At 65.9% G+C, this 25,084-nt stretch carries 20 protein-coding genes and 1 pseudogene; 10 read left to right on the top strand and 11 right to left on the bottom strand.

Annotation, left to right across the window (positions count from 1 at the left end; all coding sequences use genetic code 11):
* Positions 1-57: 57 nt before the first annotated feature.
* From ligA to gloA2, 3 genes are read left to right on the top strand one after another with little or no spacing between them, the layout of a single operon-like run.
* Positions 58-2,448, top strand: a complete 2,391-nt coding sequence (gene ligA / locus FA85_RS01775) for an NAD-dependent DNA ligase LigA (RefSeq protein WP_036112610.1) — start codon at positions 58-60, stop codon at positions 2,446-2,448.
* Entirely contained in the window at positions 2,445-3,428 is a 984-nt protein-coding gene (gene epmA / locus FA85_RS01770) for an EF-P lysine aminoacylase EpmA (RefSeq protein WP_051943541.1), read from the top strand. The genes ligA and epmA overlap by 4 nt, the downstream gene beginning before the upstream one ends.
* Positions 3,429-3,436: 8 nt before the next feature.
* Entirely contained in the window at positions 3,437-3,820 is a 384-nt protein-coding gene (gloA2, locus tag FA85_RS01765) for an SMU1112c/YaeR family gloxylase I-like metalloprotein (protein ID WP_036117441.1), read from the top strand.
* A gap of 111 nt (positions 3,821-3,931) precedes the next feature.
* On the opposite strand, the gene FA85_RS01760 is transcribed toward gloA2, so the two are convergent.
* Together FA85_RS01760 and sbcB are read right to left on the bottom strand one after the other, a co-directional pair.
* Positions 3,932-4,618 (bottom strand): DUF2461 domain-containing protein, encoded by a 687-nt coding sequence (locus FA85_RS01760; RefSeq protein ID WP_036112614.1) that lies wholly within the window; start codon positions 4,616-4,618, stop codon positions 3,932-3,934.
* 5 nt (positions 4,619-4,623) lie between these two features.
* Positions 4,624-6,048 (bottom strand): exodeoxyribonuclease I, encoded by a 1,425-nt coding sequence (sbcB, locus tag FA85_RS01755; protein ID WP_036112615.1) that lies wholly within the window; start codon positions 6,046-6,048, stop codon positions 4,624-4,626.
* Between the two features lie 76 nt (positions 6,049-6,124).
* Between sbcB and orn the strand changes: the two genes are divergently transcribed.
* The 4 genes and pseudogenes from orn to FA85_RS01735 all read left to right on the top strand — a co-directional run bounded on the left by orn (position 6,125) and on the right by FA85_RS01735 (position 10,106).
* Complete coding sequence (gene orn, locus FA85_RS01750) at positions 6,125-6,691, top strand: oligoribonuclease (RefSeq protein WP_036112618.1); 567 nt, start codon at positions 6,125-6,127, stop codon at positions 6,689-6,691.
* Between the two features lie 3 nt (positions 6,692-6,694).
* Positions 6,695-7,594, top strand: a complete 900-nt coding sequence (gene folP / locus FA85_RS01745) for a dihydropteroate synthase (RefSeq protein ID WP_036112620.1) — start codon at positions 6,695-6,697, stop codon at positions 7,592-7,594.
* Between the two features lie 155 nt (positions 7,595-7,749).
* Positions 7,750-9,152: pseudogene (glmM, locus tag FA85_RS01740) on the top strand (phosphoglucosamine mutase).
* 18 nt (positions 9,153-9,170) lie between these two features.
* Positions 9,171-10,106, top strand: coding sequence for an isopenicillin N synthase family dioxygenase (locus FA85_RS01735; RefSeq protein ID WP_036112623.1), 936 nt, complete (start codon positions 9,171-9,173; stop codon positions 10,104-10,106).
* Between the two features lie 294 nt (positions 10,107-10,400).
* Here FA85_RS01735 and FA85_RS01730 read toward each other — a convergent pair whose 3' ends face one another.
* The 5 genes from FA85_RS01730 to FA85_RS01710 all read right to left on the bottom strand — a co-directional run bounded on the left by FA85_RS01730 (position 10,401) and on the right by FA85_RS01710 (position 16,148).
* Positions 10,401-11,297 carry a DMT family transporter gene (locus FA85_RS01730; protein WP_036112625.1) on the bottom strand — a complete coding sequence of 299 codons (897 nt, stop codon included), beginning with the start codon at positions 11,295-11,297 and terminating at the stop codon, positions 10,401-10,403.
* A gap of 137 nt (positions 11,298-11,434) precedes the next feature.
* Positions 11,435-13,585, bottom strand: coding sequence for an AsmA family protein (locus FA85_RS01725; protein WP_036112627.1), 2,151 nt, complete (start codon positions 13,583-13,585; stop codon positions 11,435-11,437).
* Between the two features lie 130 nt (positions 13,586-13,715).
* Complete coding sequence (locus tag FA85_RS01720; RefSeq protein WP_036112629.1) at positions 13,716-14,480, bottom strand: siderophore-interacting protein; 765 nt, start codon at positions 14,478-14,480, stop codon at positions 13,716-13,718.
* Entirely contained in the window at positions 14,477-15,097 is a 621-nt protein-coding gene (locus tag FA85_RS01715; protein WP_156108716.1) for a PadR family transcriptional regulator, read from the bottom strand. Before FA85_RS01715 ends, FA85_RS01720 begins: the two co-directional genes overlap by 4 nt.
* 85 nt (positions 15,098-15,182) lie before the next feature.
* Positions 15,183-16,148: a thioredoxin family protein gene (locus FA85_RS01710; protein ID WP_051943543.1), complete on the bottom strand. Its 966-nt coding sequence runs from the start codon at positions 16,146-16,148 to the stop codon at positions 15,183-15,185.
* A 117-nt stretch (positions 16,149-16,265) separates the two neighbouring features.
* On the opposite strand from FA85_RS01710, the gene FA85_RS01705 reads away from it, so the two are divergent.
* Complete coding sequence (locus tag FA85_RS01705; RefSeq protein WP_036112632.1) at positions 16,266-17,783, top strand: fumarate hydratase; 1,518 nt, start codon at positions 16,266-16,268, stop codon at positions 17,781-17,783.
* Between the two features lie 67 nt (positions 17,784-17,850).
* Here the strand turns inward: FA85_RS01705 and FA85_RS01700 are convergent, their stop codons facing one another.
* The 3 genes from FA85_RS01700 to FA85_RS20715 form a co-directional block, all read right to left on the bottom strand.
* On the bottom strand, positions 17,851-18,879 hold the full coding sequence (locus FA85_RS01700) for an acetate/propionate family kinase (RefSeq protein ID WP_036112634.1): 1,029 nt from the start codon (positions 18,877-18,879) through the stop codon (positions 17,851-17,853).
* Entirely contained in the window at positions 18,876-21,257 is a 2,382-nt protein-coding gene (locus tag FA85_RS01695; RefSeq protein WP_051943547.1) for a phosphoketolase family protein, read from the bottom strand. Before FA85_RS01695 ends, FA85_RS01700 begins: the two co-directional genes overlap by 4 nt.
* Positions 21,258-21,397: 140 nt before the next feature.
* Positions 21,398-22,342: a restriction endonuclease gene (locus FA85_RS20715; RefSeq protein ID WP_051943550.1), complete on the bottom strand. Its 945-nt coding sequence runs from the start codon at positions 22,340-22,342 to the stop codon at positions 21,398-21,400.
* 183 nt (positions 22,343-22,525) lie between these two features.
* On the opposite strand from FA85_RS20715, the gene FA85_RS01685 reads away from it, so the two are divergent.
* Complete coding sequence (locus FA85_RS01685; protein WP_139382614.1) at positions 22,526-23,053, top strand: hypothetical protein; 528 nt, start codon at positions 22,526-22,528, stop codon at positions 23,051-23,053.
* Here FA85_RS01685 and FA85_RS01680 read toward each other — a convergent pair.
* Positions 23,050-24,102 carry an HDOD domain-containing protein gene (locus FA85_RS01680; protein ID WP_051943553.1) on the bottom strand — a complete coding sequence of 351 codons (1,053 nt, stop codon included), beginning with the start codon at positions 24,100-24,102 and terminating at the stop codon, positions 23,050-23,052. The two genes, FA85_RS01685 and FA85_RS01680, sit on opposite strands and share 4 nt — an antisense overlap.
* Positions 24,103-24,185: 83 nt before the next feature.
* On the opposite strand from FA85_RS01680, the gene FA85_RS01675 reads away from it, so the two are divergent.
* Complete coding sequence (locus FA85_RS01675; protein ID WP_036112637.1) at positions 24,186-25,049, top strand: pseudouridine synthase; 864 nt, start codon at positions 24,186-24,188, stop codon at positions 25,047-25,049.
* Positions 25,050-25,084 lie beyond the last annotated feature (35 nt).

Here is a 25,084-nt window from a genome sequence, read left to right as displayed (position 1 = left end):
TTCGGCCGACAGTTCAGGGTCGCGTCTGCTTCGCTCATGCCATCACGGACCCTGCACATGCCTCAAGCCACCGCCCCCGAAGCTGAAGTCGCGCGCGCCGCCGAGCTGCGCCGCCGCATCGAGGATGCGAACTACCGCTACCACGTCCTCGACGATCCCGATATTGCCGACGCCGAGTACGACCGTCTCATGCGTGAGCTCGAGGCGCTCGAAGCCGAATACACCGATCTGGCCGCACTCGACTCGCCGACGCGTCGCGTGGGTGCGCGAGCGCATGGCGGTTTTGCCGAAGTCATACATGCCTTGCCGATGCTGTCGCTGGGCAACGCCTTCGAGCAGGAGGGCGACACCGATCGCGAGAAGTACCGCGAGGTCGCCGACTTCGAGCGCCGTATCGAACAGACCCTGGGCCGCAAGCAACCCGTGTTTTCCGTCGAGCCCAAGCTCGATGGCCTCGCGATCAGTCTTCGTTATGAGGACGGTGTCTTCGTACAGGGCGCCACACGCGGCGACGGTGCGGTCGGGGAGGACGTCACCGCCAATCTGCGCACGGTGAAGGCGATTCCGCTGCGCCTGCGCGGTTCGGACTGGCCGCGCGTGCTGGAAGTGCGTGGCGAGGTGATCATGCCGCGCGCCGGCTTCGAGAAGTTCAACGAGCGTGCCCGCGAAGCCGGTGAGAAACCGCTTGCCAATCCGCGCAATGGCGCCGCGGGTTCGCTGCGTCAGCTGGATCCCGCCATCACCGCGAAGCGTCCGCTGGCGTTCTTCGCCTATGCGATCGGTCTGGTCGAGGACGGCGAATTGCCGGATACGCACTCCGCGACGCTGGCGAAGCTGCGCGAATGGGGTTTTCCGGTCTCGCCGGAAGTATCGACGGCGAAAGGTTTCGAGGGTCTCATCACCTACTTCCGCAAGATCGGCGAGAAGCGCGACAGTCTGCCGTACGACATCGACGGCGTCGTCTACAAGCTCGACGATTACGAAGGCCAGCGGGAAATGGGCTTCGTCTCGCGCGCACCGCGCTGGGCCATCGCTCACAAGTATCCGGCGCAGGAGCAGATGACCACCGTCGAGGCGATCGAGATCCAGATCGGTCGCACGGGTGCGGCCACGCCCGTGGCGCGTCTCACGCCGGTGCAGGTCGGTGGCGTCACCGTGACCAATGCGACGTTGCATAACGCCGACCAGGTCGCCCGCCTCGACGTCCGCATCGGCGATACGGTGATCGTGCGCCGCGCCGGCGACGTCATTCCCGAAGTCGCGCGCGTGGTGGATGAGCGCCGGCCGGCGGGGACGGTCGCCTGGCGGATGCCCGCGACGTGTCCCGTGTGCGGATCCGAACTGCTCCGCGAAGAGGGCGCGGCGGCGTATCGCTGCTCCGGTGGCCTGATATGCGCCGCGCAACGGAAGGAGGCGCTCATTCATTTCGCCTCGCGTCGCGCGATGGACATCGACGGCCTGGGCGATCGCTTCGTCGACGCGCTGGTCGAGTTCGACATGGTGCACACGCCGGCCGATCTGTATGCGATGACCGTCGACCGCTTCGTGCAGATGAAGACGCTGGCCGACGAGCGCGACGGGTCGACGCCGGAGACGGTGAAGCAGGGCAAGGTCGCGACCCGGTGGGCCGAGAATCTCGTAGCCGCCATCGAGGCCAGCAAGCAGTCGACGCTGCCGCGCTTCCTGTTCGGTCTCGGCATCATGCATATCGGCGAGAGCACCGCGAAAACACTGGCATCGTGGCTCGGTTCGCTGGAGTTCGTGCGACATACGCCGGCACCGGTGCTGCGGGTGCTGCCCGATATCGGCGACGAAGTGGCGACATCGATCGCCGCCTTCTTCGAGCAGGAAGGTAACCAGAAGGTCGTCGACGCGCTGCTCGATGCGGGAATCGTTTTCGCGGACGAGGGCGTGCCGTCGCCGAAGCTGCGTGAGCGGCTGGGGCTGGATGTGCTGCTCGATGCGGCGAAGGTGCCCAAGCTGGGTTCGAAGAGCACGGCGACGCTGGCGAAGAACTACGCGAATCTCGATGCGCTGATCAAGGCGGGCGAGCATCAGTGGATCGTCGCCGGGGTGCCGCAGGCGGCGGCGTCGAATCTCAGTGCTTACCTCGCCGACAGCGATCGCGCGGCGGCTCTGCGCGCCAGTGCGGAGGCGATGGCCCGGCTGGCGGAGGCCTTGCCTGCGAAGGCGGCTGCGGCCTTGCCGCTGGAAGGGCTGACCTATGTGATCACCGGCACGATGGAAGCGCTGAAGCGCGATGACGCTACGGAACGGCTCGAAGGTCTCGGGGCCAAGGTGGCGGGGTCGGTGTCGAAGAAGACGACGGCGGTGTTCGCCGGTGAGGCCGCGGGGTCGAAGCTGGATAAGGCGAAGGAGCTGGGCGTGCCGGTTTATACGGAGGCGGATCTGGTGGCGTTGCTGGCCGAGCATGGGGTGGCGCCGTGACGGCGGACCACCGCCGAAAGGGCTGGCTCCCGCCGGGGCGCGAGGCCTTGAGACTGCGGGCGGAGACGCTGGGCCGGATTCGCGCGTTCTTCCTCGAGCGCGGCGTGATGGAGGTGGAGACGCCCATGCTTTCCGCCGCCGGAAACACGGATCCCAATATCCAGAGCTTTACGGCCAGCTTCACCGGCCACGTGGATGCCGGTGCGCGTGAGCGCTGGATGCGTACGTCGCCGGAGTTTCCGCTGAAGCGCCTGCTCGCAGCGGGCGCGGGTGACATCTATGAGCTGGGGCGCGTGTTTCGCAACGGCGAGGCGGGCGGCAGGCACAACCCCGAGTTCACCATGCTCGAGTGGTATCGCGTGGGCTGGGATGACGTGAAGCTGGCGCGCGAGGTGATCGATCTGCTGGAGCGGCTGCTGGTGCAGGCGGGGAAGACGTTCGGCGTATACGAGACGACGTATCGCGGACTGTTTCACGACGCGCTGGGCATCGATCCGCTGGTCGATCCGGTCGAGAAACTTCAGGCGGCCATGACCGGCACGGAGATCGACGGCGAAGGCCTCGAACGCGACGACTGGCTCGACCTCGTGCTGACCCATCGCATCCAGCCGTTTTTTCCGCGCGATCGCATCACGGTGGTGTATGACTTCCCGGCGAGCCAGTGTGCACTGGCGAGGATCCGTCATGACGATCCCCCGGTGGCCGAACGCTTCGAAGCCTATGTCGGGCCGTACGAAGTCGCCAACGGGTACCACGAGCTGAACGATCCCGCCGAGCAGAGGGCACGCTTCGAGCGTGACAACGCGAAGCGGCGGGAGCGGGGCGACCGCGAAGTGCCGATCGACGAGCGCTTGCTTGGCGTGCTCGCGGATATGCCGGATTGCGCGGGCGTCGCGCTGGGTGTCGAGCGCCTGCTGATGGTGCTGGCCGGTACGGATGCGATTGCCGACGTACTGGCATTCCCGTTTTCGGAGGCGTGACGATGGGGATGCTCGAGGCCATTCACCACGTCGCGATCATCTGCTCCGACTATGCGAAGTCGAAGGCGTTTTATACCGACACGTTAGGATTTCGCGTGGTGCACGAGGCGTATCGCGAAGCGCGTGACTCGTGGAAGCTGGACCTGGAGGTGAGCCCAGGCGTGCAGATCGAGCTGTTTTCGTTTCCGTCGCCGCCGAAGCGGTCGTCACGGCCGGAGGCGCAGGGGCTGCGGCACCTGGCGTTTTCGGTAGGCGATATCGATGCAGTCGTGGCGACGTTGGCGGAGCGTGGTGTGGATTGCGAGCCGATTCGTGTGGACGAGTTTACGGGGAAGCGGTTTACCTTCTTTGCCGACCCGGATCATTTGCCGATTGAGTTGTATGAGAACTGAGGCGGGTTGAATCGCCCGCAAGGCGGGCTCCTACAGGTACGGCGGCACCCGGTGCCGATACCCTATGTAGGAGCGCGCCCCGCGCGCGACGCCCGTCCGCGCGCGATCCCCTCAAAACTCCAACTCCTGCGCCGCACACAGATAATCCACCATCGGCGCGAGCCGCCTGAAGCTGTCCACCACAAACGGAAGCAGCTCCGACGAGCACGCCATCTCCTCATCGAAATTCTGCCCGGCGGCGAAATTCTTCCGCTTCAGATCCTCGATCAGCTCATGGTTCGGATCGAACCCGCGCGGCGGCCGCGTCAGGCTTTCACCCCAGAACTCGAAGCGCTCGCGAAACGCCTTCCCGTGCGTCGCCCGCTTCCATGAATCCGGGTTGTCCGCGAGAAAGTCGCGCAGCTTCTTCAGCACGGGCGGCTCGGGATGCCACATGCCGCCACCGGCGAAGCATTCGCCCGGCTGGATATGCAGATAAAAGCCGGGCGCCTGGATCTCATGCCGGCGCTCATGAAAGAAGCGCGATCCCTGCCAGCCCTTGTACGGCTGCTTGTCATTGGCGAAGCGCGTATCGCGATGAATGCGATACAGCGAGCCGCCGACCTTGCGCGTATCGGCGCGGTAATGCGGGCTGATCTTCTTCAGCGGCGCGTCGAGGTCGCCGATCAGCTGAAGGAACGGCTCGCGTACGTGACGCTCGTAATCCGCCTTGTGATCCTGGAACCACTCGCGGTTGTTGTTGCGCATGAGCGACTTGAAGAAACGAAAGGTCGCAGGCGTGAAATAAGTCTGGGCCATGGGTGTCAGAGCAGTTCGTGGCCCCACGCTTCCAGCTCGTCGAGCAGGGGCAGCGGGGAGCCGGGCAGGGCGCGGAGGGCGGTGAGTTCGAGCTGGTATTCGTCGAGCGTGAGCGAGGTCAGCGGGCCCCTGCGGGTGAGGCGCGCGACGCGAAACGCCTCCCAGCGCTCGTGCTCCTGTACCGAGAGGGTTTCGGGCCAGTTGCGCGCGCGATAACGGAACAGCAGTTCCGCGTAGCGCGGGTCGCGGAATGTGAAGCCACGCGAGCCCAGCTGGTCGGGCGGCGTGGCACGTACTTCGGCGAGCAGCCGCTTGTCCGCATCGGGCAGGAAGCCGCCGTACAGCGCGAGTTCCGGATCCTCGGCCGGCGGAAACTGGCCGGCCTGACCGTAGATGCGCCGCACCTTTTCGGCGAGGCCTTCCGCCTGGCGCAAAAGGGCGAGATGGCGTTCGACCGCGTCCATGTCCAGGCCGAGGCGGGTGTGGTCGGCACCCTTCAGGACGGAAAGCGGCGCAAGCGCCGGCGCGTTGTTCGCCTTGATCGTGCGCAACGCGATGCGTTCGACCCCTTCGGGCAGGTCGGCGCGCGACGTGAACACGCGGTCGGCCACATCGCCGTCGTCCAGCGCGAGCAGATCGGCGGGATCGGCCGTGAGATCGTAGACGATGATTTCTCCGGCGCGCGACGGATGCGCCGCCAGCGGCGCGATCACGGTCAGGCACTGGCGGCTGGCGGGATAGCGCGACGACACGTGCACCACCGGCGTCATCGCCGCCACGTCCAGCAGTTCGAAGACACGCTGTTTGCGGCGCAGGGCGAAGTACCAGTCCCACAGCTTCGGCTGGTGCCGGCGGATCAGGCGGGCGAGCGCGATCAGGGCTTCGACATCGGACAGCGCGTCGTGCGCGCGGTCCTGCTTGAGCCCATTGGCGGTAGCCAGGTGCTCGAGCCGGAAGCTGGGCAGGCCGTCCTCACGGGTCGGCCAGACGATGCCGTCGGGGCGCAGCGCCTGGCACAGGCGCACGAGGTCGATCAGGTCCCAGCGGGAATTGCCGTTCTCCCATTCGCGACCGTACGGCTCGTAGAAATTGCGGTACAGGAGATGCCGGGTGAACTCGTCATCGAAGCGCAGCGAGTTGTAGCCCACGGTGCAGGTACCCGGCACGGACAGCTGCTCGTGGATCGCGGCGGCGAAGTCGGCTTCGCGCAGGCCTTCACGTGCGGTCAGCTGCGGAGCGATGCCGGTAATCAGGCAGGCCGCGGGCTGGGGCGGCATGTCGCGCGGCGGCTGGCAGTAGATCATCAGCGGCTCGCCGACGATCTCCAGGTTGGCGTCGGTGCGGATGCCGGCGAACTGGCTGGGACGGTCCCGCCGCGGGTCGGAGCCAAAGGTTTCGTAGTCGTGCCAGAAGAAGGTCGGTTCGGCCATCGGCACATCATCTCATGGGTCGACCTGCTTTCCACGCGCACTGCCGTTAGACTGGGCGACACCGTTAGGAGCCCCCATGACCGCAGCGCACGACGACAACCTCATCTGGATCGACCTGGAAATGACCGGTCTGGACACGGACAACGACTCCATCCTGGAGATCGCCACGATCGTGACCGACAAGGATCTGAACGTTCTGGCTGAGGGCCCGGTCTTCGCGATCTCGCATGCCGACGCGCGCCTGCAGCAGATGGACGCCTGGAATCGTAACCAGCATATGCGTTCGGGCCTCTGGGGTCGGGCCGTCGAGTCCGACACCGCACCGGGTGAAGCCGAAACGGCCACCATCGAATTCCTCAGGCAGTGGGTGCCCGCCGGCAAGTCGCCGATGTGCGGCAATTCCATCTGCCAGGACCGCCGCTTCCTGCATCGCGAGATGCCGAAGCTGGAGCGCTTCTTCCATTACCGCAACCTCGACGTATCCACGTTGAAAGAGCTGTCGCGTCGCTGGTCGCCGGACATCGCTCGCGGCTTCAACAAGGACTCCGCTCACACCGCGCTGTCCGACATCCGCGATTCGATCGAAGAGCTTCGCTACTACCGTCGCTTCATGGGCCCGATGGGCGGCCCGCAGCAGGGCTGAGCCATGAATCCCTTCGCCACCTCGCTGGACTGCAACGGGCGCGTACTGGTCCTCGACCGACCGCGCGTCGTCGGCATCGTCAACGTCACGCCGGATTCGTTTTCGGACGGCGGCCGGTACGACACGCTCGACGCCGCCTACGAGCACGCTCTGCGTCTGGTCGAAGAAGGCGCCGACATGCTCGACATCGGCGGTGAGTCCACCCGCCCCGGTGCGGACGATGTCGGCGCCGCGGAAGAAATCCGTCGCGTGGTCCCGCTGATCGAGCGGCTGGCCGCGGCGACCACCGTGCCGCTCTCGATAGACACCTCCAAGGCGGAGGTGATGCGCGCCGCCGTCGGCGCCGGCGCCGGCATGATCAACGACGTCTTCGCGTTGCGTCGTGAGGGTGCGCTCGATGCCGCCGCCGATCTGCGGGTGCCGGTCTGCCTGATGCACATGCAGGGCGAGCCCCGGGGCATGCAGGACGCGCCGGATTACGACGACGTGGTCGGCGAGGTCCATCGCTTCCTGACCGACCGGCTGTTTTCGTGTGAACTGGCCGGCATCGATCGCAGGCGGGTGCTGGTCGACCCCGGCTTCGGATTCGGCAAGAACCTCGAACATAACCTGGCCCTGCTGCGCGCCACGGGGCGCTTCGCGGAACTCGGCGCCGGGGCGTACGTCGGTCTGTCGCGCAAGTCGATGATCGGCGCCATCACCGGTCGTGACGATCCGCGCGCCCGGGTCTCCGGCTCGGTCGCCGCCGCCCTGATCGCCGTGCAGCGTGGCGCCATCCTGGTCCGCGTCCACGACGTGGCCGCCACGGTGGACGCCCTGGCCGTGCAGCACGCCGTCCAGGCCGGCGACACCGCCGCCCGGGTCGACAAACTCACGATGCCGCGCTGGCCGGACGACGACTGAGCCGGGGATCGCGCGCGGGCGCCGGGGTCGCGCGCAGGGCGCGCTCCTACACGCGGCTTTCGTAGGAGCGCGCCCTGCGCGCGAAAAGCCGACAAGGCGACGACGCGGCACCCCCCATCCGGAGGTATCCTTCCAACCCCGGAAAGGAATTAGCCATGAGCGAACGCAAATACTTCGGTACGGACGGCATCCGTGGCCACGTCGGCTCATACCCGATCAGCGCCGACTTCATCCTGCGACTGGGCCGCGCCGCCGGTGCCGTGCTGGCGCGCCGCCGCGCCGCCGACCGCCGCGGGGCCGGTGCTGGTCCCGATCGCCGCGACCCCAACCGCAAGGTGCTGGTGGTCATCGGCAAGGACACCCGCGTGTCCGGCTACATGTTCGAAGCCGCGCTGGAAGCCGGTCTGGTCGCCTCGGGTGCCGACGTCCGCCTGCTCGGCCCGATGCCCACGCCGGGCGTGGCCTACCTGACGCGTTCCCTGCGCGCCGACGCCGGTATCGTCATCAGCGCCTCGCACAATCCGCACCAGGACAACGGCATCAAGTTCTTTTCCGGGCAGGGTGAAAAACTGGACGATTCGCTCGAGGCCGAGATCGAGGCCGAGCTCGAGGCGGACTTCGCCACCGTGGCGTCCGAAGCGTTGGGCAAGGCCCGCCGCGTCGACGACGCGGTGACCAAGTACGCCGAGTTCTGCAAGTCCACCGTGGCCGACGAGTTCTCGCTGCGCGGCATGCGTCTGGTGCTGGACTGCGCCCACGGCGCCACCTACCAGGTCGCGCCCAAGGTGTTCACGGAGCTGGGGGCCGAGGTCTCGACCATCGGTGCCGAGCCGGACGGCCTCAACATCAACCGCGGCGTCGGCTCCACGGCCCCGAGGCGCTGGCCAGAGCCGTGGTCGAGCGCGGGGCCGACCTGGGCATCGCCTTCGACGGTGACGGCGACCGCGTCCGCATCGTCGATGTCGACGGCTCGGTCACCGATGGCGACGACATGCTCTACGTGATCGCGCGCCACTGGAAGCGCAAGGCATCCCTGCCGGGTCCCGTCGTCGGCACGTTGATGAGCAACTATGGCCTGCAGCGTGCGCTGAAGGCGATGGACATCCCCTTCGTGCGCGCCAATGTGGGCGATCGCTACGTCCTGCAGCAGCTCAAGGAACACGGCGGCATCCTCGGCGGCGAGACGTCCGGGCACGTGCTGTGCCTCGACCGCTTCACCACGGGCGATGGCATCGTCGCCGCGCTGGCCCTGCTCGAATGCCTGGCCGAGACGGGCGAGACCTTCGGCGAGGCCCGTGCCGGCCTGGTCAAGCTGCCGCAGACGATGCTCAACGTGCGCGTGCAGGGCGCCAAGGCGGCGCTGGGCAGCGACACGGTGAAGCAGGCGCTTGCCGAGGTGGAAGCCGTACTGGAAGGCCGCGGGCGCGTCGTACTGCGGGCTTCGGGTACCGAACCGCTGGTCCGCGTCACCATCGAGGCCGCCGACGCGGCCGAAGTGGAACGTCTGGCGGGGCAGCTGGCCGAGGCCGTAAAATCGGCGGCCCAGGCAACCGCCTGAACGAAATCCGGAAGCAGCATGAAGAAGGTTCCCACCCTCGATATCCGTCGTTACGAGACCGACCGCGACGCCTTCGTCGCCGAGCTCGGCGCGGCCTATCGCGAATTCGGTTTCTGCGGCATTAGCGGTCACGGCATCCCGAAGGAAGCCATCGACGGCGCGTACGACGCCTTCGTGCGCTTCTTCGCGCTGCCCGACGAGACCAAGCGGCAGTACCACATCCCCGGCGGTGGCGGTGCGCGCGGCTACACGCCGTTCAAGGTCGAGACCGCCAAGGACAGCAAGTTCGCCGATCTCAAGGAGTTCTGGCACATCGGTCGCGAGATCCCGCGCGACTCGAAGTTTGCCGACGTGATGCCGGCCAACGTGTGGCCGTCCGAGGTGCCGGACTTCAAGGAAAAGGGCTACGGCATCTACGACGCGCTGGACCAGCTCGGCGCGCGCGTGCTGCGCGCCCTGGCCCTGCACATCGACCTGCCGGAGCGTTTCTTCGACGACAAGATCGACTCGGGCAATTCCATCCTGCGTCCGATCCATTACCCGCCGATCGTCCAGGACGACGTGCCCAACGTGCGCGCCGGTGCGCATGAGGACATCAACTTCATCACGCTGCTGGTGGGCGCGAGCGCGGAGGGCCTCGAGGTACTCACGCGTGAAGGTGAGTGGCTGCCGATCACCACCGAGGGTGACGCCATCGTCGTCAACATCGGCGACATGCTGCAGCGCCTCACCAACCACGTGTACCCGTCGACGACGCACCGCGTGACCAACCCGCAGAACGCCAACGCCCGCAAGCCGCGCTATTCGGTGCCGTTCTTCCTGCATCCGAACCCGGATGTCGTGCTGGACGTGCTGCCGTCCTGCATCACGCCCGAGAACCCGAAGCGCTACCCGGAGCCGATCACGGCGCACGAGTATCTTCAGGAACGTCTGCGCGAGATCAAACTGATCTGACTCCGCCTTAGCGGCTTTTTCACCGGGAGGGTCCCACGATGGACCCTCCCGGTTTTCGTTCCGGAGTACCTCGTGAAGACATCCAGCCAGCAAACGCCGGCCAAGCCGTCGTCTACCCGAAAAAAGGCCGCCTCACCAAAGGGCAGCGTGCGCACCTCCGGTAAGCGCGTGCGCCGCCAGCGCACGATGCGCGCACGCGGCCGGGCATAAACAGCGCCATCCCCCACGCAAAGCTCCTGTAGGAGCGCGCCCCGCGCGCGACATCCCTTGCAGGAGCGCGTCGCGCACGCGACCCTAAGGCACCACCAGATCCGACGTCTCCGCCTTCTCACCCCTATGCAGATAAGGATGAGCAAACACGGCGCCCAGAATGATCGCCACCCCCATGTAAAACGCCCAGCCCAGTTCCTTCTGCTCTCCCAGCAGCGGGACGGCCAGGACGATCGCATACACCGGCTCCAGATTCGTCACCATCTGCGTCGCGAAGGCGGTGAGATGCCGTAACGCCGTCAGCGCCAGGACAAAGGGCAGCAGCGTGCACCCATAGGCCAACAAAACGATCAGTGCCCCGTCGTGCAGATCAGGCACGGGGAATGCCGTGCCCGGCATGAACGGTGCAAGCACGGTAAGGAACAGGGTGCCCGTGCCCAGCTCGATACAGGTCACGGTGAGCGAATCGGCCTTATCGATGAGCCGCTTGTTGAACGCGCTGAAGAACGCCACGAACAACGCGGACAGCACGCCAACAGCGAGGCCGATCCGCATCTCACCCGGCACGCCGCCGGCGACCAGCGCCACGCCGGGCACGACGGCGGCACCGATCAGCAATTCGCGTGGATCGAAACGTCGTCCGGCCACCCATGGCTCGACCACGGCCAGAAATGCGGGGCATAGCGCGATACACGTCGCGGCGACCGAGGCGTTGGCCAATTTGATCGCGCCGTAAAACGTCAGCCAGTGCAGCGCGACGATGACGCCGATCCCCGCATAGGACAGCAGCAGCTTTGGCGGAAGCGCGCGAATCGCTCGCCACACCCGGGGCACGCAGAGCAGGGTTCCGGAGACCAGCAACATTCGCCACCAGACCAGGGGCAGGGCGGCCAGGGTGATCAGCTTGCCGAGGATGGCGGTAAAGCCCCAGAGCAGGACGCAGAAGTGGATCTGGAGATGGGCTTTACGGGAAGGCGACATGCGCGAAGCTTGCCGGGGCCGTGGCGCATCCACAAGCGCCACAGCGCACCCGTAGGAGCGCGCCTTCCGGGCAATGCTCTTGTTCAATGCCCGTCAGGGCAAAAAGCATCGCGCGCAGGGCGCGCTCCTGCGGTGGGTTACTGGCCCTTGGTCTTCCCAGCCGGCGGGGCCTTAGGCGGGTTGTTCCGGATGTCGTCGAGCAACGGCTTGCACTGCGTCGCATCCGCTTTGCCGCTCTCCGGCACGGCCAGGGCACCGAGAGCAGCGACAGGAGCGGCAAACACCGCCAGCGCCGCCGCACCGCCCGCACGCAGGATCAGCGGCCCGGCGTGCACGCCGACCGAGGGGTTCTTCATCGTCCCGTGCACATACAGCGGCGAGCGCAGCGAGAAGAGGCGGAAACCCTTCGTATGCGGAACGATGTCGAGGTTCAGCTTTTCATCCCGGAAGTTGATATTGCCGTTGACATTGATCAGAGCCTTCTCGGTATCCAGCGCGAAGAGGCGCGACTCCATGTCGCCGTTGGTCGCCACCAGATCGGCGGCCATGCAGTTGATCTTGACTACCTCATCGCCGAAGAGCTTGTTCACCGCGTAGCTGCCGACATTCAGGCCGGCGAGTTCCAGCAGCGAGCTGCTGATGGCGCCGTCGTTGATCAGCAGCTTCACCTCGCCGTTCGAGCTGCCCAGCAGGGCGGCGGGCGAGTTGCCGGTGGCGGTGAGGGAAGCATCGCCGTTGAGCTCACCGAAGCTGGTCTGCATCGGCGCGAAGGTCGGGAAGAGCTCCTTCAGCTTCAGATGACGGGCGCCCAGATTGAAGCCACCCCTCAAGGGCGTCTTCGATCCGTCCAGTTTGATGTTGCTGCCGACCGTGCCGCCGGCCACGCCGAACTTCAGCGGGTCGAGGATCAGCACGGCGTCCTTCATGATGAGGTGGGTGTAGAGGTTGTCGATCGGCAGACGCTCACCGTGGACGATCTTCACGCCGGTGAACTCGACATCCGCGTCCATCGCGTTCCAGCGATCGGTCTTGAACGGCTCGACGGGCAGCACCTTGTCGTTAGGTTGCTTCACCGCGTCGCCGCGCTCGGCCTTTTCTTCGTTCGAGCCACCGCCGATGAGCGGGGCCAGATCGCTGAAGAGCAACTGGTTGGACTTCAGCGCGCCGGTCAGCTTCGGACGCGGCCCGCCCGTGTTGAACGTCAGGCTCCCGCCCAGGTCGCTGCCACCCACCTTGCCGGTGAAGTGGTCATAGGTGAAGACGCTGGCGCCCTTCTTCAGATTGGCCTTGAGGTGGCCCTCGGTGGCGAACGGCGGCGTGTCCGGCAGGGTCACGCCGGTCAGGTCATACAGATGCGACATGCTCGTGCCGGAAAACCACAGGCGGACGTCCAGCGCGCCCATGTTGATCGGGTCGGTAAGGGTACCGACGAAGGCGACATGCGTATCGCCGAAGCGCGCGTCGGCCGCGACCGGGAAGGGACGGTTCGAGTCGCGGAGCGCGAGCACGCCGCCGGTCTTCGCCTTAGCGGTCACCGTCGACTTCTTGTACGTGCCCTTGGCTTCCCACGCGAACTGATAGATCTGCTTCTTCTTGGTCTCGTCGTTGCGGTCCTTCTCGTCCGCGTCGCTCTTCGACATCGCTTTGGCGCTGGCGCCCGTGGTCTTCTTTGCCTGCGCGCGCGAGTCGGTCTCCTGCTGCGCCATGATCTCGTCGAACGGGATGCCCTTGCTCAGTGGCGTCACGTCGATGCCCATGGCGATCTGGGTCTGCGCATCGTTGAAATCGATGTGACCCTTGTCGAACGCGATCGCGTTGAGTTCGAGCTGCCACTCGGACGGGCCCGTGCTTTCCGGCAGCTTGAAGGTCCACGTGTTGTCACCGTTCTTCACCCGCTGAAGATCGATCTTCGGCTGGCCAAGACGGATCTCCGGCACCACGATGCGGTGCGAGATCAGCGGGAAGGGCGAGAGGCGGAACTGGAGGGAGTCGAGCGTAGCGAACTGCTTCGTCTTCGCCCAGTCGGGATTGGCGACGGTGATGTCACGCGCTTCGAAGTGCGGCCAGGGGATCAGGCTGACCAGCCCGCTTTCACCCGGCTCGCGCGACCAGTGCGCGGAAAGGTCGCCATTGATCGCGAAAGGACGGCCGATGGCCTCCGAGACTTTCTCGTTGATCGTCGGCTTCAACCGGTTCCAGTCGAAGAACGCGATGAACAAGATGATCGCAACGATCAGCAGGACGAAGATCCCGATGACCCAGGCCAGTATTTTCCTTCCACGTCGCATCGTCACTTCTCCACTCCCATAACGGAGACAGAGGTAACGTGATCGCCGCCAACGTTATGTGTTCACGGAAGGCGGCGATTAAGCGTCGTGCAGGGGAGGTGATTGCGGGAGTATCGGAGGCCCCGCGACATCAGTCGGCCTGCCAGTACCCCGTCGCCTTCACCCAGTCCTTGTCGATCCCGCGCGTTTCGACGAGCAGCGAACGCAGGGATCGCGCACGCTTCGACTCCGTGGCCACCCACCAGAATGTATCGCCGCGCGGGATCGGCAGCGCCGCCAGCGTGTCGTCCAGTGAGGGCAACGAGCGATCGCGCACGAACCAGTGCACATCCCGCGCGAGTATCTGCTTCTCTTCGTTGGAGGCGATCTCGACGAGTACGGTCACGGGTGTCGAGGCAGGCAGCTCCTCGAGCCAGCGGCCGATGGCAGGCAGCGCGGTTTCGTCGCCGACCAGCACGTAATGATCGAAGTCGTGGGGCACGATCATCGATCCCCGCGGCCCGCCGACACCGAGGGTGTCACCGACCTTCACCCGCTCCGCCCAGGTCGAGGCCGGGCCTTCCCCGTGCAGAACGAAGTCGATGTCGAGCTCGTTATGCGCGGCGTTGTAGCGGCGCGGCGTGTAATCCCGGGCGGGCGACGGGGTGACACCCTCGGCGAACACCGGGCCTTCCGGGGTCATCGTCGGCGTGTTGATCGCGCCGTCGTCGACGGGGAAGAACAGCTTGACGTGGTCGTCGGGCGCGGCGGTGACGAAGCCCTCGAGGTCCGGCCCGGTGACCGTCACCCGCACCATGTGCGGGGTCAGGTTCTGCACGCGGGACACGCTGAGCTTGCGCATCTTCAGTTCGTGGCGGACGCGGGTGATGGCGTGGCGCTCGGTGATATCGCTCATGCGCTGCGCTCCGCGATGGCCCTGGCGGTGGCTTCGAGCAGCTTTGCGACGCGATGCAGCTCGGCCTCGTCCCATGCCTTGTGGTGGTTGATCAGCTGGTGCTTCAGTGTGTGCATCGCCTCGCGTACCTCGTTGGGAACGCTCATGCGGCGCATGTGGCGCGACATGACCTGCAGGCGCTCGGTCAGGGCTTCCAGCGTGTCGCGGTTTTCCTGAAGGAAGGTGCTGCCGGCTTCGGTGATCGCGTAGAGCTTCTTGCCGCCGGTCTCGGCCTCGACCCGGGCGTAGCCGAGCTCTTCGAGCATGGTCAAGGTGGGATAGATGGCGCCCGGGCTCGGGCTGTACTGGCCCTCGAACATCTCCTCGATGGTGCGGATCAGCTCGTAGCCGTGGCGCGGCTGCTCTTCGATCAGGGCGAGCAGAAGGAGGCGCAGGTCGCCGGTGCCGAACATGCGGCCGCCGAAACGACCGCCGCCGCGGCCGCCGCGCATACCGTCGCCGCGGTCGTCGAAGCCGAAGGGGCCGCCGCCGAAGCGGCCGCCCGGACCGCCGCGGCCCATGGCCATGGCCGCCATCTTGTCGTGGAAGCGGTGTTTTGCGTGGTAGAAAAAGTGCATGGGGGTGCTCCAGATATATCGTACGTAGTGGTCGTACGATATATCTTAAGAAACACTCTTGGCAAGACCCGCGCTGGCGCCGCTCCTAGCCGAAGGTGAACGTGAACGCGTGGAACCCGCCCTTCGGAATCTTGATCGTCAGCACGTGGTCCTTGTATCCGTCGCCATCGAACAGGGTGTACAGCTGGCTCTTCTGGACGGTCACCGGCGCCATCGGCTTGCCGTCCACCGCGATCTCCAGTGTCACGGCATCGTTTGCGCTCGCCACCATATGCACCTTCTTCGCCTTGAAATGCAGGCGAATCTCACCGTTGGCGCCCACCAGCGTGGCGTTCTGGCGACCGATCTCCCACTTGCCGATCAGTGCGAACTGGTTGAGCTCCAGCCTCGACGGCGCCGTGAAATCGCGGGTACCGGCGCTGTCGCCGCCCGGGCTGGCATTGTTCTTCGCACGGTCGCTGCCGAAATACATTTCCGGCGAGCCCAGCTGGGTGAAGTCCGGCGCGTCCTTGTCGGCTTCGGCGGTGGCCTCAAGACGGGGTAGGCCGAGCAGGGTACGGATCGCGTTTTCCATCTCGGCGTAATTGCCCTCGCCGAAATGATGGGCGATGACGTTGCCGCGCTGGTCGACCAGATACTCGGCCGGCCAGTACTGGTTATCCCAGGCGTCCCAGGTCTCCAGATCGTTGTCCTGGGCCACCGGGTACTTGATGTTGTACTTCGCGATGGCGTCGCGGACGTTGCCGTCCTGCTTCTCGAAGGCGAACTCCGGCGAGTGAACGCCGACGATCACCAGACCCTTGTCCTTGTATTGGTCGTACCAGCGGGTGACGTGGGGCAGGGTGCGCAGGCAGTTGATGCAGGAATACGCCCAGAAGTCGATCAGCACGACCTTGCCGCGCAGGCTCTTCATGGTCAGGGGCTTGGAATTCTGCCAGTTGGCGATGCCGGCGAATTCCGGGGCGGTCTGGGCGGCCATGGCGGGCGTGGCCGCCGCGAAGGCGGTCAGCGCGACGAGCAGGGCGAAAAAGGTGTGACGTAGCTGACGCATGAAAACTCCGTGGTTCCTGGGTACCGGAAGAAGACCGGTCGATCGCCCGGCACCTTACACCGGCCGGGTGCGCTAAAATCGCTGCTTTGCCAGCCCCCGCGAGCCAGCCGAAGCGCCATGACCTCGATCAAGCAGGACGACCTCATCACCAGCGTCGCCGACGCTCTCCAGTACATCTCGTACTATCACCCGGTCGACTACATCAAAAACCTCTCCGCCGCATACGAGCGTGAAGAGTCGCCGGCCGCCAGGGATGCCATCGCCCAGATCCTGATCAACTCGCGCATGTGCGCCGAGGGGCACCGCCCGATCTGCCAGGACACCGGCATCGTTACGGTGTTTCTCAAGGTCGGCATGAACGTGCGCTGGGACGATGCGACGATGGGCGTCGAGGACATGGTCAACGAAGGTGTGCGTCGCGCCTACAACCATCCGGACAACAAGCTGCGCGCCTCGGTCCTGGCCGACCCTGCGGGCAAGCGCATGAACACCCGCGACAACACGCCGGCCGTGGTCAACGTGTCGATCGTGCCGGGCGACAAGGTCGACGTGATCGTCGCCGCCAAGGGTGGCGGTTCGGAAGCCAAGTCCAAGTTCGCGATGCTCAACCCGTCCGATTCCATCGTCGACTGGGTGCTGAAGACCGTGCCGACGATGGGCGCCGGCTGGTGCCCGCCGGGCATGCTCGGCATCGGTATCGGCGGCACCGCTGAGAAAGCGATGCTGCTGGCGAAGGAAGCGCTGATGGAGCCGATCGACATCGTCGACCTCATCGCGCGCGGTCCGTCCAACCGTGCCGAAGAACTGCGCATCGAGCTGTACGAGAAGGTCAACGCACTGGGGATCGGCGCGCAGGGCCTCGGTGGCCTGACCACCGTGCTCGACATCAAGGTCAAGGACTACCCGACCCACGCCGCCAATCTGCCGGTCGCGCTGATTCCCAACTGCGCCGCCACGCGTCATGCGCACTTCGTGCTCGACGGCTCCGGCCCGGTGGCGCTCGATCCGCCGTCGCTGGAAGACTGGCCGAAGCTCACCTACGACTCGTCCAAGGGCCGTCGCGTCGACCTCGACACGATCACCCGTGAGGACGTGCTCGACTGGAAGCCCGGCGAAACGATCCTGCTCAACGGCAAGCTGCTCACCGGTCGCGACGCCGCGCACAAGCGCATGATCGACATGTTGAACCGCGGCGAGACGCTGCCGGTCGACTTCACCAACCGCTTCATCTACTACGTCGGCCCCGTCGATCCGGTGCGTGACGAAGTGGTGGGCCCGGCCGGTCCGACCACCGCGACGCGCATGGACAAGTTCACCCGCCAGATGCTCGAGACCACCGGTCTGCTCGGCATGGTCGGCAAGAGCGAGCGCGGTCCGGCCGCTATCGAGGCCATTCGCGACAACAAGGCCGTTTATCTGATGGCCGTGGGTGGTTCGGCGTATCTCGTGTCCAAGGCGATCAAGGCGTCGCGGGTGCTGGCGTTCGAAGACCTCGGGATGGAAGCGATCTACGAGTTCGAGGTGAAGGACATGCCGGTGACGGTAGCGGTCGACAGCGCCGGCACGTCGGTGCATGAGACCGGCCCGAAGGAATGGAAGTCGAGGATCGGCAAGATTCCCGTAGTCGTCATGTAGGAGCGCGCCTGCGCGCGACCGATCAAGGGGCACCGGTCCCGGTCACCGGTCGCGCGCAGGCGCGCTCCTACATGGTCAGGTGCCATGTGTGGCGGGCGATCTGCTCATCTTCTTCCGTCACCATCACCCGTGACGGAACATCGCCGATCCACTGCAGCCCCGCGAGAATCGCGTCGCGGGTTACCGCATCGTTCTCGCCGATACCGCCGGTAAACACGAGCAGATCGATGCCGCCGAGCGACGCGACCATCGCCGCGATCTGCTTCCGCGCCACATGTACGAACACATCCTGCGCGAGCTTCGACGCCTCGTTATCCATCGCATGCAACTTGCGCATGTCGCTGGTACCGCCGGAAAGCCCCTTCAGGCCGGCCTCCCGATCGACCAGTTTTTCAAGCCGCTCCGCATCGTAGCCACGCTCGCGCATCAGGTAGAGCAACACGCCCGGGTCCAGATCGCCCGGTCGCGTCCCCATCACGATGCCGCCGGTGGGCGTGAGCCCCATGGTCGTATCGACGGACCGCCCGTCGCGCACCGCGCACAGGCTCGCGCCATTGCCCAGATGGGCAATGACGACCCGTGACGGAATGCCATCGCCCAGCTGTCGGACGATCGACTCGTACGAGAGCCCGTGAAAGCCATACCGCTCGATACCACCCTCACGCAGATCCGCCGGCAAGGGCAGGGTCTTCGCGACCAGCGGCATCGACGCGTGAAAGGCCGTGTCGAAACACGCCACCTGCGGCAGGTCCGGGAAACGTTCCTTGCACCGTTTCACCATCTCTACCGCGGGCGGCACATGCAGTGGCGCGAACGCGCGCGCCTCGTCGAGGTGCGTCATCATCGCCTCGTCGATACGCGCATGCTTCCGCACACGAGGTCCGCCGTGCACGATGCGGTGACCGATCGCATCGGGGGAGGGCAGGGACTGTTTCGATAACGCATCGACGATGCCCGCCAGCGGATCGGCATCGGCGGGGCCGTCCGTCTGCCCGGTAAGCAGCGCCTCGCACCGGTCGCCATTGACGCGGTACAGGCCGTATTTCAGCGACGACGACCCCGTGTTGAGGGCCAGGACATGGCCGGTGGCGCTCACGAGGGATCCTTCCCGTGCGATGCCGCCTCTTCCGCCTTCCACTGCCAGTCGCGCACCTCCGGAAGGTCCTGCCCGTGCTCACTGACGTACAGCTTGTGTCGCTGGATATCCGACCAGTAACGCTGCGTCGCCTTCTCGCGCTCACCGGCCAGGCGCGGAATGCGGTTGATCGCATCGAGGGCCAGCTGGAAGCGGTCCATGTTGTTCAGCACCATCATGTCGAGCGCGGTGGTGGTCGTGCCTTCTTCCTTGTAGCCACGCACATGGATGTTGTCGTGGTTGTGCCGGCGATACGTCAGCTTGTGGATGATGCCGGGATAGCCATGGAAGGCGAAGATTACCGGCTTATCTTTGGTGAACAGATCGTCGAACACATCGTCGTCCATGCCGTGCGGATGTTCTTCCGGCTGTTCCAGCGACATCAGGTCGACCACGTTGACCACGCGGATGCGGATGTCCGGCACGTACTCGCGCAGCAGCATGACGGCGGCGAGAATCTCCACGGTCGGCGCGTCACCCGCGCAGGCCATGACCACGTCGGGGTCCTCCCCGCCACGGCCGGCCCATTCCCAGACGCCCGCCCCGGCGGCACAGTGACGGATCGCACTCTCCATATCCAGCCACTGCCAGTCCGGCTGCTTGCCCGCGATGATCACATTGACGTAGTGGCGGCTGCGCAGGCAGTGATCGGCGACGGAGAGCAGGCAGTTGGCATCGGGTGGAAGATAGATGCGCACGATCTCTGACTTCTTGTTCGCCACGTGATCGATAAAGCCGGGATCCTGATGCGAGAACCCGTTATGGTCCTGGTGCCAGACGTGCGAGCTCAGCAGGTAGTTGAGCGACGCGATCGGCGGACGCCACGACATCTTCCGGGTGACCTTCAGCCACTTCGCATGCTGGTTGAACATCGAATCGATGATGTGGATGAAGGCCTCGTAGCACGAAAAGAAACCATGGCGGCCGGTGAGCAGATAGCCTTCGAGCCAGCCCTGGCACTGGTGCTCGCTCAGTACCTCCATGACGCGGCCGGCGGGGGAGAGGTTCTCATCCACCTCTTCGTATTCCGCCAGCCAGGTCTTGCCGCTGGCTTCGTAGACGGCTTCGAGCCGGTTCGACGCGGTCTCGTCCGGCCCGAACAGGCGGAAGGTCTGCATGTTCTGCCGCATTACGTCGCGCAGGAACCTGCCGAGCACGCGCGTGGCTTCGGCCTTGTGGTCACCCGGTGTCTTTACGTCTTCCGCGAAACTGCGGAAGTGCGGCATATGCAGCTGCTTCAGCAACTGGCCGCCATTGGCATGGGGATTCATGCCCATGCGGCGCTGACCCGTGGGTGCCAGCGAAGCGAATTCGTCCCGGAAACGGCCGTGTTCGTCGAAGAGTTCGTGCGCGTCGTAGCTCTTCATCCAGTCTTCGAGGATCTTCAGATGCTCATCGGTCTCGAACTTCGCGATGGGCACCTGATGAGCGCGCCAGGTGCCTTCCACCGGCTTCCCATCCACCACCTTCGGGCCGGTCCAGCCCTTGGGGCTGCGCAGCACGATCATCGGCCAGCGCGGGCGCACGGCATCGGCGGCATCGTCGCTGCGGGCGGCCTCCTGGATGCGTCGGATCTCGTCGAGGCAGGTGTCGAGCGCCGCCGCGAAGTCCTGATGCATCGGCTCGAACTCGTGGCCTTCGACGAAGTGCGGCTCGTAGCCGTAGCCGCGCATCAGGTCGCGCAGTTCCTCCGGTTCGATGCGCGCGAGCACGGTGGGATTGGCGATCTTGAAGCCGTTGAGGTGCAGGATCGGCAGGACCGCGCCGTCGCGTGCGGGGTTGAGGAACTTGTTCGAATGCCACCCCGTGGCCAGTGCGCCGGTCTCGGCTTCACCATCGCCGACCACGCAGGCGACGATGAGGTCCGGGTTGTCGAACGCCGCGCCGAACGCATGTGACAGCGAGTAGCCGAGTTCACCGCCTTCATGGATCGAACCCGGCGTTTCGGGCGCGACGTGGCTCGGAATGCCATACGGCCACGAGAACTGGCGGAACAGTTCGCGCATGCCCGCTTCGCTGCGGTCGATGTGCGGATAGATCTCGGTGTACGACCCTTCCAGATACGTATGCGCGACCAGGCCGGGGCCACCATGGCCGGGACCGATGACGTAGATCATGTTGAGATCGCGTTCGACGATCGCGCGATTGAGATGCGTGTAAATGAAGTTCAGGCCGGTGGTCGTGCCCCAGTGCCCCAGCAGCCGGTGCTTGATATGTTCCTTGCGCAGCGGCTCGTCCAGCATCGGATTGTCGCGGAGGTAGATCTGTCCCACGGTGAGGTAGTTGGCGGCACGCCAATAGGCATGCATGCGACGGAGCAGGTCGGGCGCGAGCGTCATGAGTGCTTCCAGGCGACGGGGTCGCCAAACAGGCTAAGCGCGCGAGGATTGTCCCGGCGTGAACGAAACGGCCCTGACTTCGTTTAATCGTGCGGCGGAACGCCGCGTCGCGATGACGAACCGGTCAGATGACGGATCGGTTACTCGTGCGAGCCCAGTTCGCGCGTGCTCTGTTCGAGCACCTTCATGCCGTCTTCGTGCCTGCGTGCGTTACGTGCGTCCTCGGACTGCTGGCGCAGGCGTTCGCGCTCCGCGATTTCGCGCGCGGCGGACGGCGGATCGAGCGCACCATGCGTGCTGACGATGCCGGATGCACCACTGAGCGGAGGCGTGCCGGTCGCCGGCGCGACGGCGGACGCCGCCGGGTCGACAGGCGGGGCGGGTGCGGCCACCGGTGCGATGGCCGGCGTCTGCGCCGACACTGGCGTCGTGGAAGGGGACGGTGTGGCGTCGTCCGTCGGTGCCGTGGCGGCCACCTCTTCCCGGCGCGACATGCTGTGCCAGACGAATAACCCGAGCAGCGCCAGGATGGCGATCACGAGCAAGGCCGGGCCGAGACGCGAGGCGTCACCGGACGACCGGCGACGGGGCGCCGCGCCGCGTGTTTTCTCGTGCTTCGCGCCTTTGCCGCCCCGGGCGGATGGGGCCGAGGCCGCACCCGGAAGCGACATGTCCAGATGATCGGGCAGCTTCAGCATCACGCGCAGGACGTCACCGTCGACCAGCTGCAGGCGTGGCTGGCGGCGCATCAGTGCCCTGGCCTCGCTGCTGTAGCGCCCACGGGTGACGAAGACGCCCTTGCTCGCGGCCTCGTTGAGCATGTTGCCAAGCAGCTCGTTCACATCCTGCAGCTGCACTTCCTCGGTGTCCCAGTGCTTGCACTGGACGATGACGGTTTCGCTTCCGCGGCGCAGCCGGAGATCGACGCCAGCCGTCAGCGTCTTGAGTGACGTGGCAGGCGTATGGTGTTCAACGAGGTAACCCTGGCTACGATAATGCTCGGCCAGCAGATGCTCGAAATCCTGCCAGGCGAGGCGCGCGAGGGCGTCACCGGCTTGGGCTGGCGTCTGTCGTGCCGCAAACATCGTTCGGAAAAAACCCTGCCAAGGTTCAAACCGCCATTGTACCCGGACGGGACGCCGGATTTCCGCAACGGCGGATTTCCGCCATGGCATGGCGCCCGCCGTGCTCTCCGCCCTGCGTTGTCCGGGTTGCCGACGGTGGTTTCGCCCGGTAAATTGGGAGGTTGTATCGGGGGAATTCGGGGTTTGTCTGTGATCAAGCACGTATTGGCGGCCGCCGCGGCCCTGGCGCTGTCCGGTTGTGGCGGCAAGTCGATGATCGAGAGCGACATGAGTCGCCTGGTGTCCGCCAGCCCGGCGTCGCCGTGGCTCACTGTCGAAAACCGCGGTGAAAGCGTCGTCGTCGTTTCCGGACTCGAGGGCAAGCCCAAGGTTCAGGTCAGCCCGGACATCGCCACGGCCGTCGAGGCCCGCCTGCGTACGACACTGCAGCCGAAGTACATCACCGACCTGATCATCAACTGCCGTGGGCTGGAGACCGCCACATCGGTCGCCGCCGAGGCTGAGCCGCCGGCCGCCAGTCTCACCCTTGCGGTGAACTGCCGGATCGTCAATCGTGGCGTGGTGACGGCGAAGGCCTATCGCATTCAGCAGTCGCTGCCGGTACAGCCGGACGCGCCGCGCCTGGATACGCTGGTGCCGCGCCTGATCGACGGTGCGTCGACCCAACTGGCGGATCAGCTCTGGGCGGACGTGAAAGCGACGACCCGTTAAGCTTCGACCGTATTGGCCGCCCGCACGGCTTCCTGACACTCCACCAGCTGAGCCTGGGTGAAGCTCTGGCCGGGCACGGCCAGCAGCACGGCATCGGCCTCGGCGCCGCCCTGGTCGATGAGGACGTCGATCATCGCCACGCGACTGGCCGCGATCAGGGCGCGGCCCAGCGGCGTGCGCGCGCCCGCGTCGGCGGGATCGGCGCGCTCGGACAGGGCCTGCACCACGCGGGATGGGAAGTCCCAGTGCCGCGCCGCATGCAGCGACAGGCGCTCCATCTGCTGGGCCAGCGCGGCGATGAACGAGCGGCTGTACTGCGGTACCGCGTCGCCGTATTTCTCGAGCTCGGCCAGGATGGCCTGGGAGCCCGTATGGCTGACCAGTCCGGCCAGAAAGGCCTCGAAGGGGTCGCAGGCCGGACGGCCCAGATGGGAACAGGCGCGGGCGCAGCGCTCGGCGTGCTCCCACAGGCGTTCGCCGGCATGGTGGATGCCGTTTTCGCCCGTGCGCAGGATCGGCCGCATCACCAGTTGCATGACCACCCGGCGCAGGCCGTTCTGGCCGAGCAGCGTGATCGCCTGCTGCAGGCCCGTCACGGGTTTGGTCGAACGGAAGAAAGCGCTGTTGGCCACGCGGATGATTTCGCCGACCAGTACGCTGTCGCGGGAGACCTGTTCGGCCAGCATGCGGCTGTCGGTGTCGTCGCTGCGCAGTGAGCGCATCAGCTGCGGCACGACCGAGGGCAACCGGGGCAGCAGGCCGACGTCGAAACGTTCGCCGCCGAAGACGTCCTTCAGGCGGCGCAGCAGGCTCTGCTCGGCCGGCGTCATGGCGGGTTCGAACGATGGCGCCGCCGAAAGGATCAGCCGGTAAAAACGGTCTTCCACCTCGTCGGCCGGCAGCGCGCCGGCGGGCACCTCGACGATCGCCTCCACCCCTTCGTCGGCAACCGGCGCGGGCGCAGGCACAAGCGGCCATGCGTTGCTGGCCGCCGCCGGGGGAGTCGCGCCGCGAGCGCCGAACCACTTCCTGAAAAACCGGCCGATCACGGGGAAGCCTCGAGGCTGGGGAGGGAGGAAGACACAGTATATGGCGGCCGCGAGGCGAACGAGTTGAGGGATACAATCTTACGATGGAACCGCTTCCGCCCAGCCGACTCGTCCTGCCCGCCGGCGCGTGGCCTTCGGTGCTGGATTTCCTGTGCGACCGCTTCCCGGCGATCGGCCGTCCGGTCTGGATCGACCGCATGGAGCGCGGCATGGTGGAGATCGACGGCGTGGCGATCGACCGGCTCGCGCCCTACCGGCCGGGTACCAGGCTGGCCTACCGCCGCGAGGTGCTGGCGGAGCCGCCCATTCCCTTCGAGGAAACCATCGTCCATGCCGACGACGACCTCGTCGTGGCCGACAAGCCCCACTTCCTGCCCACGATGCCGGCCGGTCGTTTCGTCGAGGAGACCCTTTCCGTACGCCTGATGCGCCGGCTGGATAACCCGGCGCTGGTCGCGCTGCATCGGCTGGACCGGGGCACCGCCGGGCTGGTCGTGTTCTCGGCCCGGCCGGAGAGCCGGGACGCCTATACACGCCTGTTCCGCGAACGCCGGATCGGCAAGGTCTATGAGGCGCTGGCCGCCCCTCTGCCGGACCTCGTTTTTCCGCACGTCCGGGAAAGCCGGATCGAGCGCGGTGAACCTTTCTTCCGTGTCCGCGAAGCCGACGGCGAGCCTAATGCGCGCACCCGCGTCGAGGTGCTGGAGCGTGGCGAACACTGCTGGCGTTATCGGCTGCAGCCGGTGACCGGACGCAAGCACCAGTTACGTCTGCACATGGCCGCGCTGGGTGCGCCGATTCTGGGCGATCACGTGTATCCCGAACTGCGCGATGAGCCCGCGGACTTCAGCGAGCCGCTGCGGCTGCTTGCCCGCGAACTGCGCTTCGTCGACCCCGTCACCGGACAGGACCGCTCGTTTCTAAGCAAGCGTTCACTCGACCTTTGAGGCGTGCGGGCGCAAACTGTGCGCTTCCTCGCCGC

It is taken from the genome of Luteibacter mycovicinus (assembly GCF_000745235.1).
In the GTDB taxonomy this organism is placed as follows: domain Bacteria; phylum Pseudomonadota; class Gammaproteobacteria; order Xanthomonadales; family Rhodanobacteraceae; genus Luteibacter; species Luteibacter mycovicinus.
The sequence above is the reverse complement of the archived record's forward strand: the minus strand, read 5'-3'. Positions and strand labels throughout refer to the sequence as shown.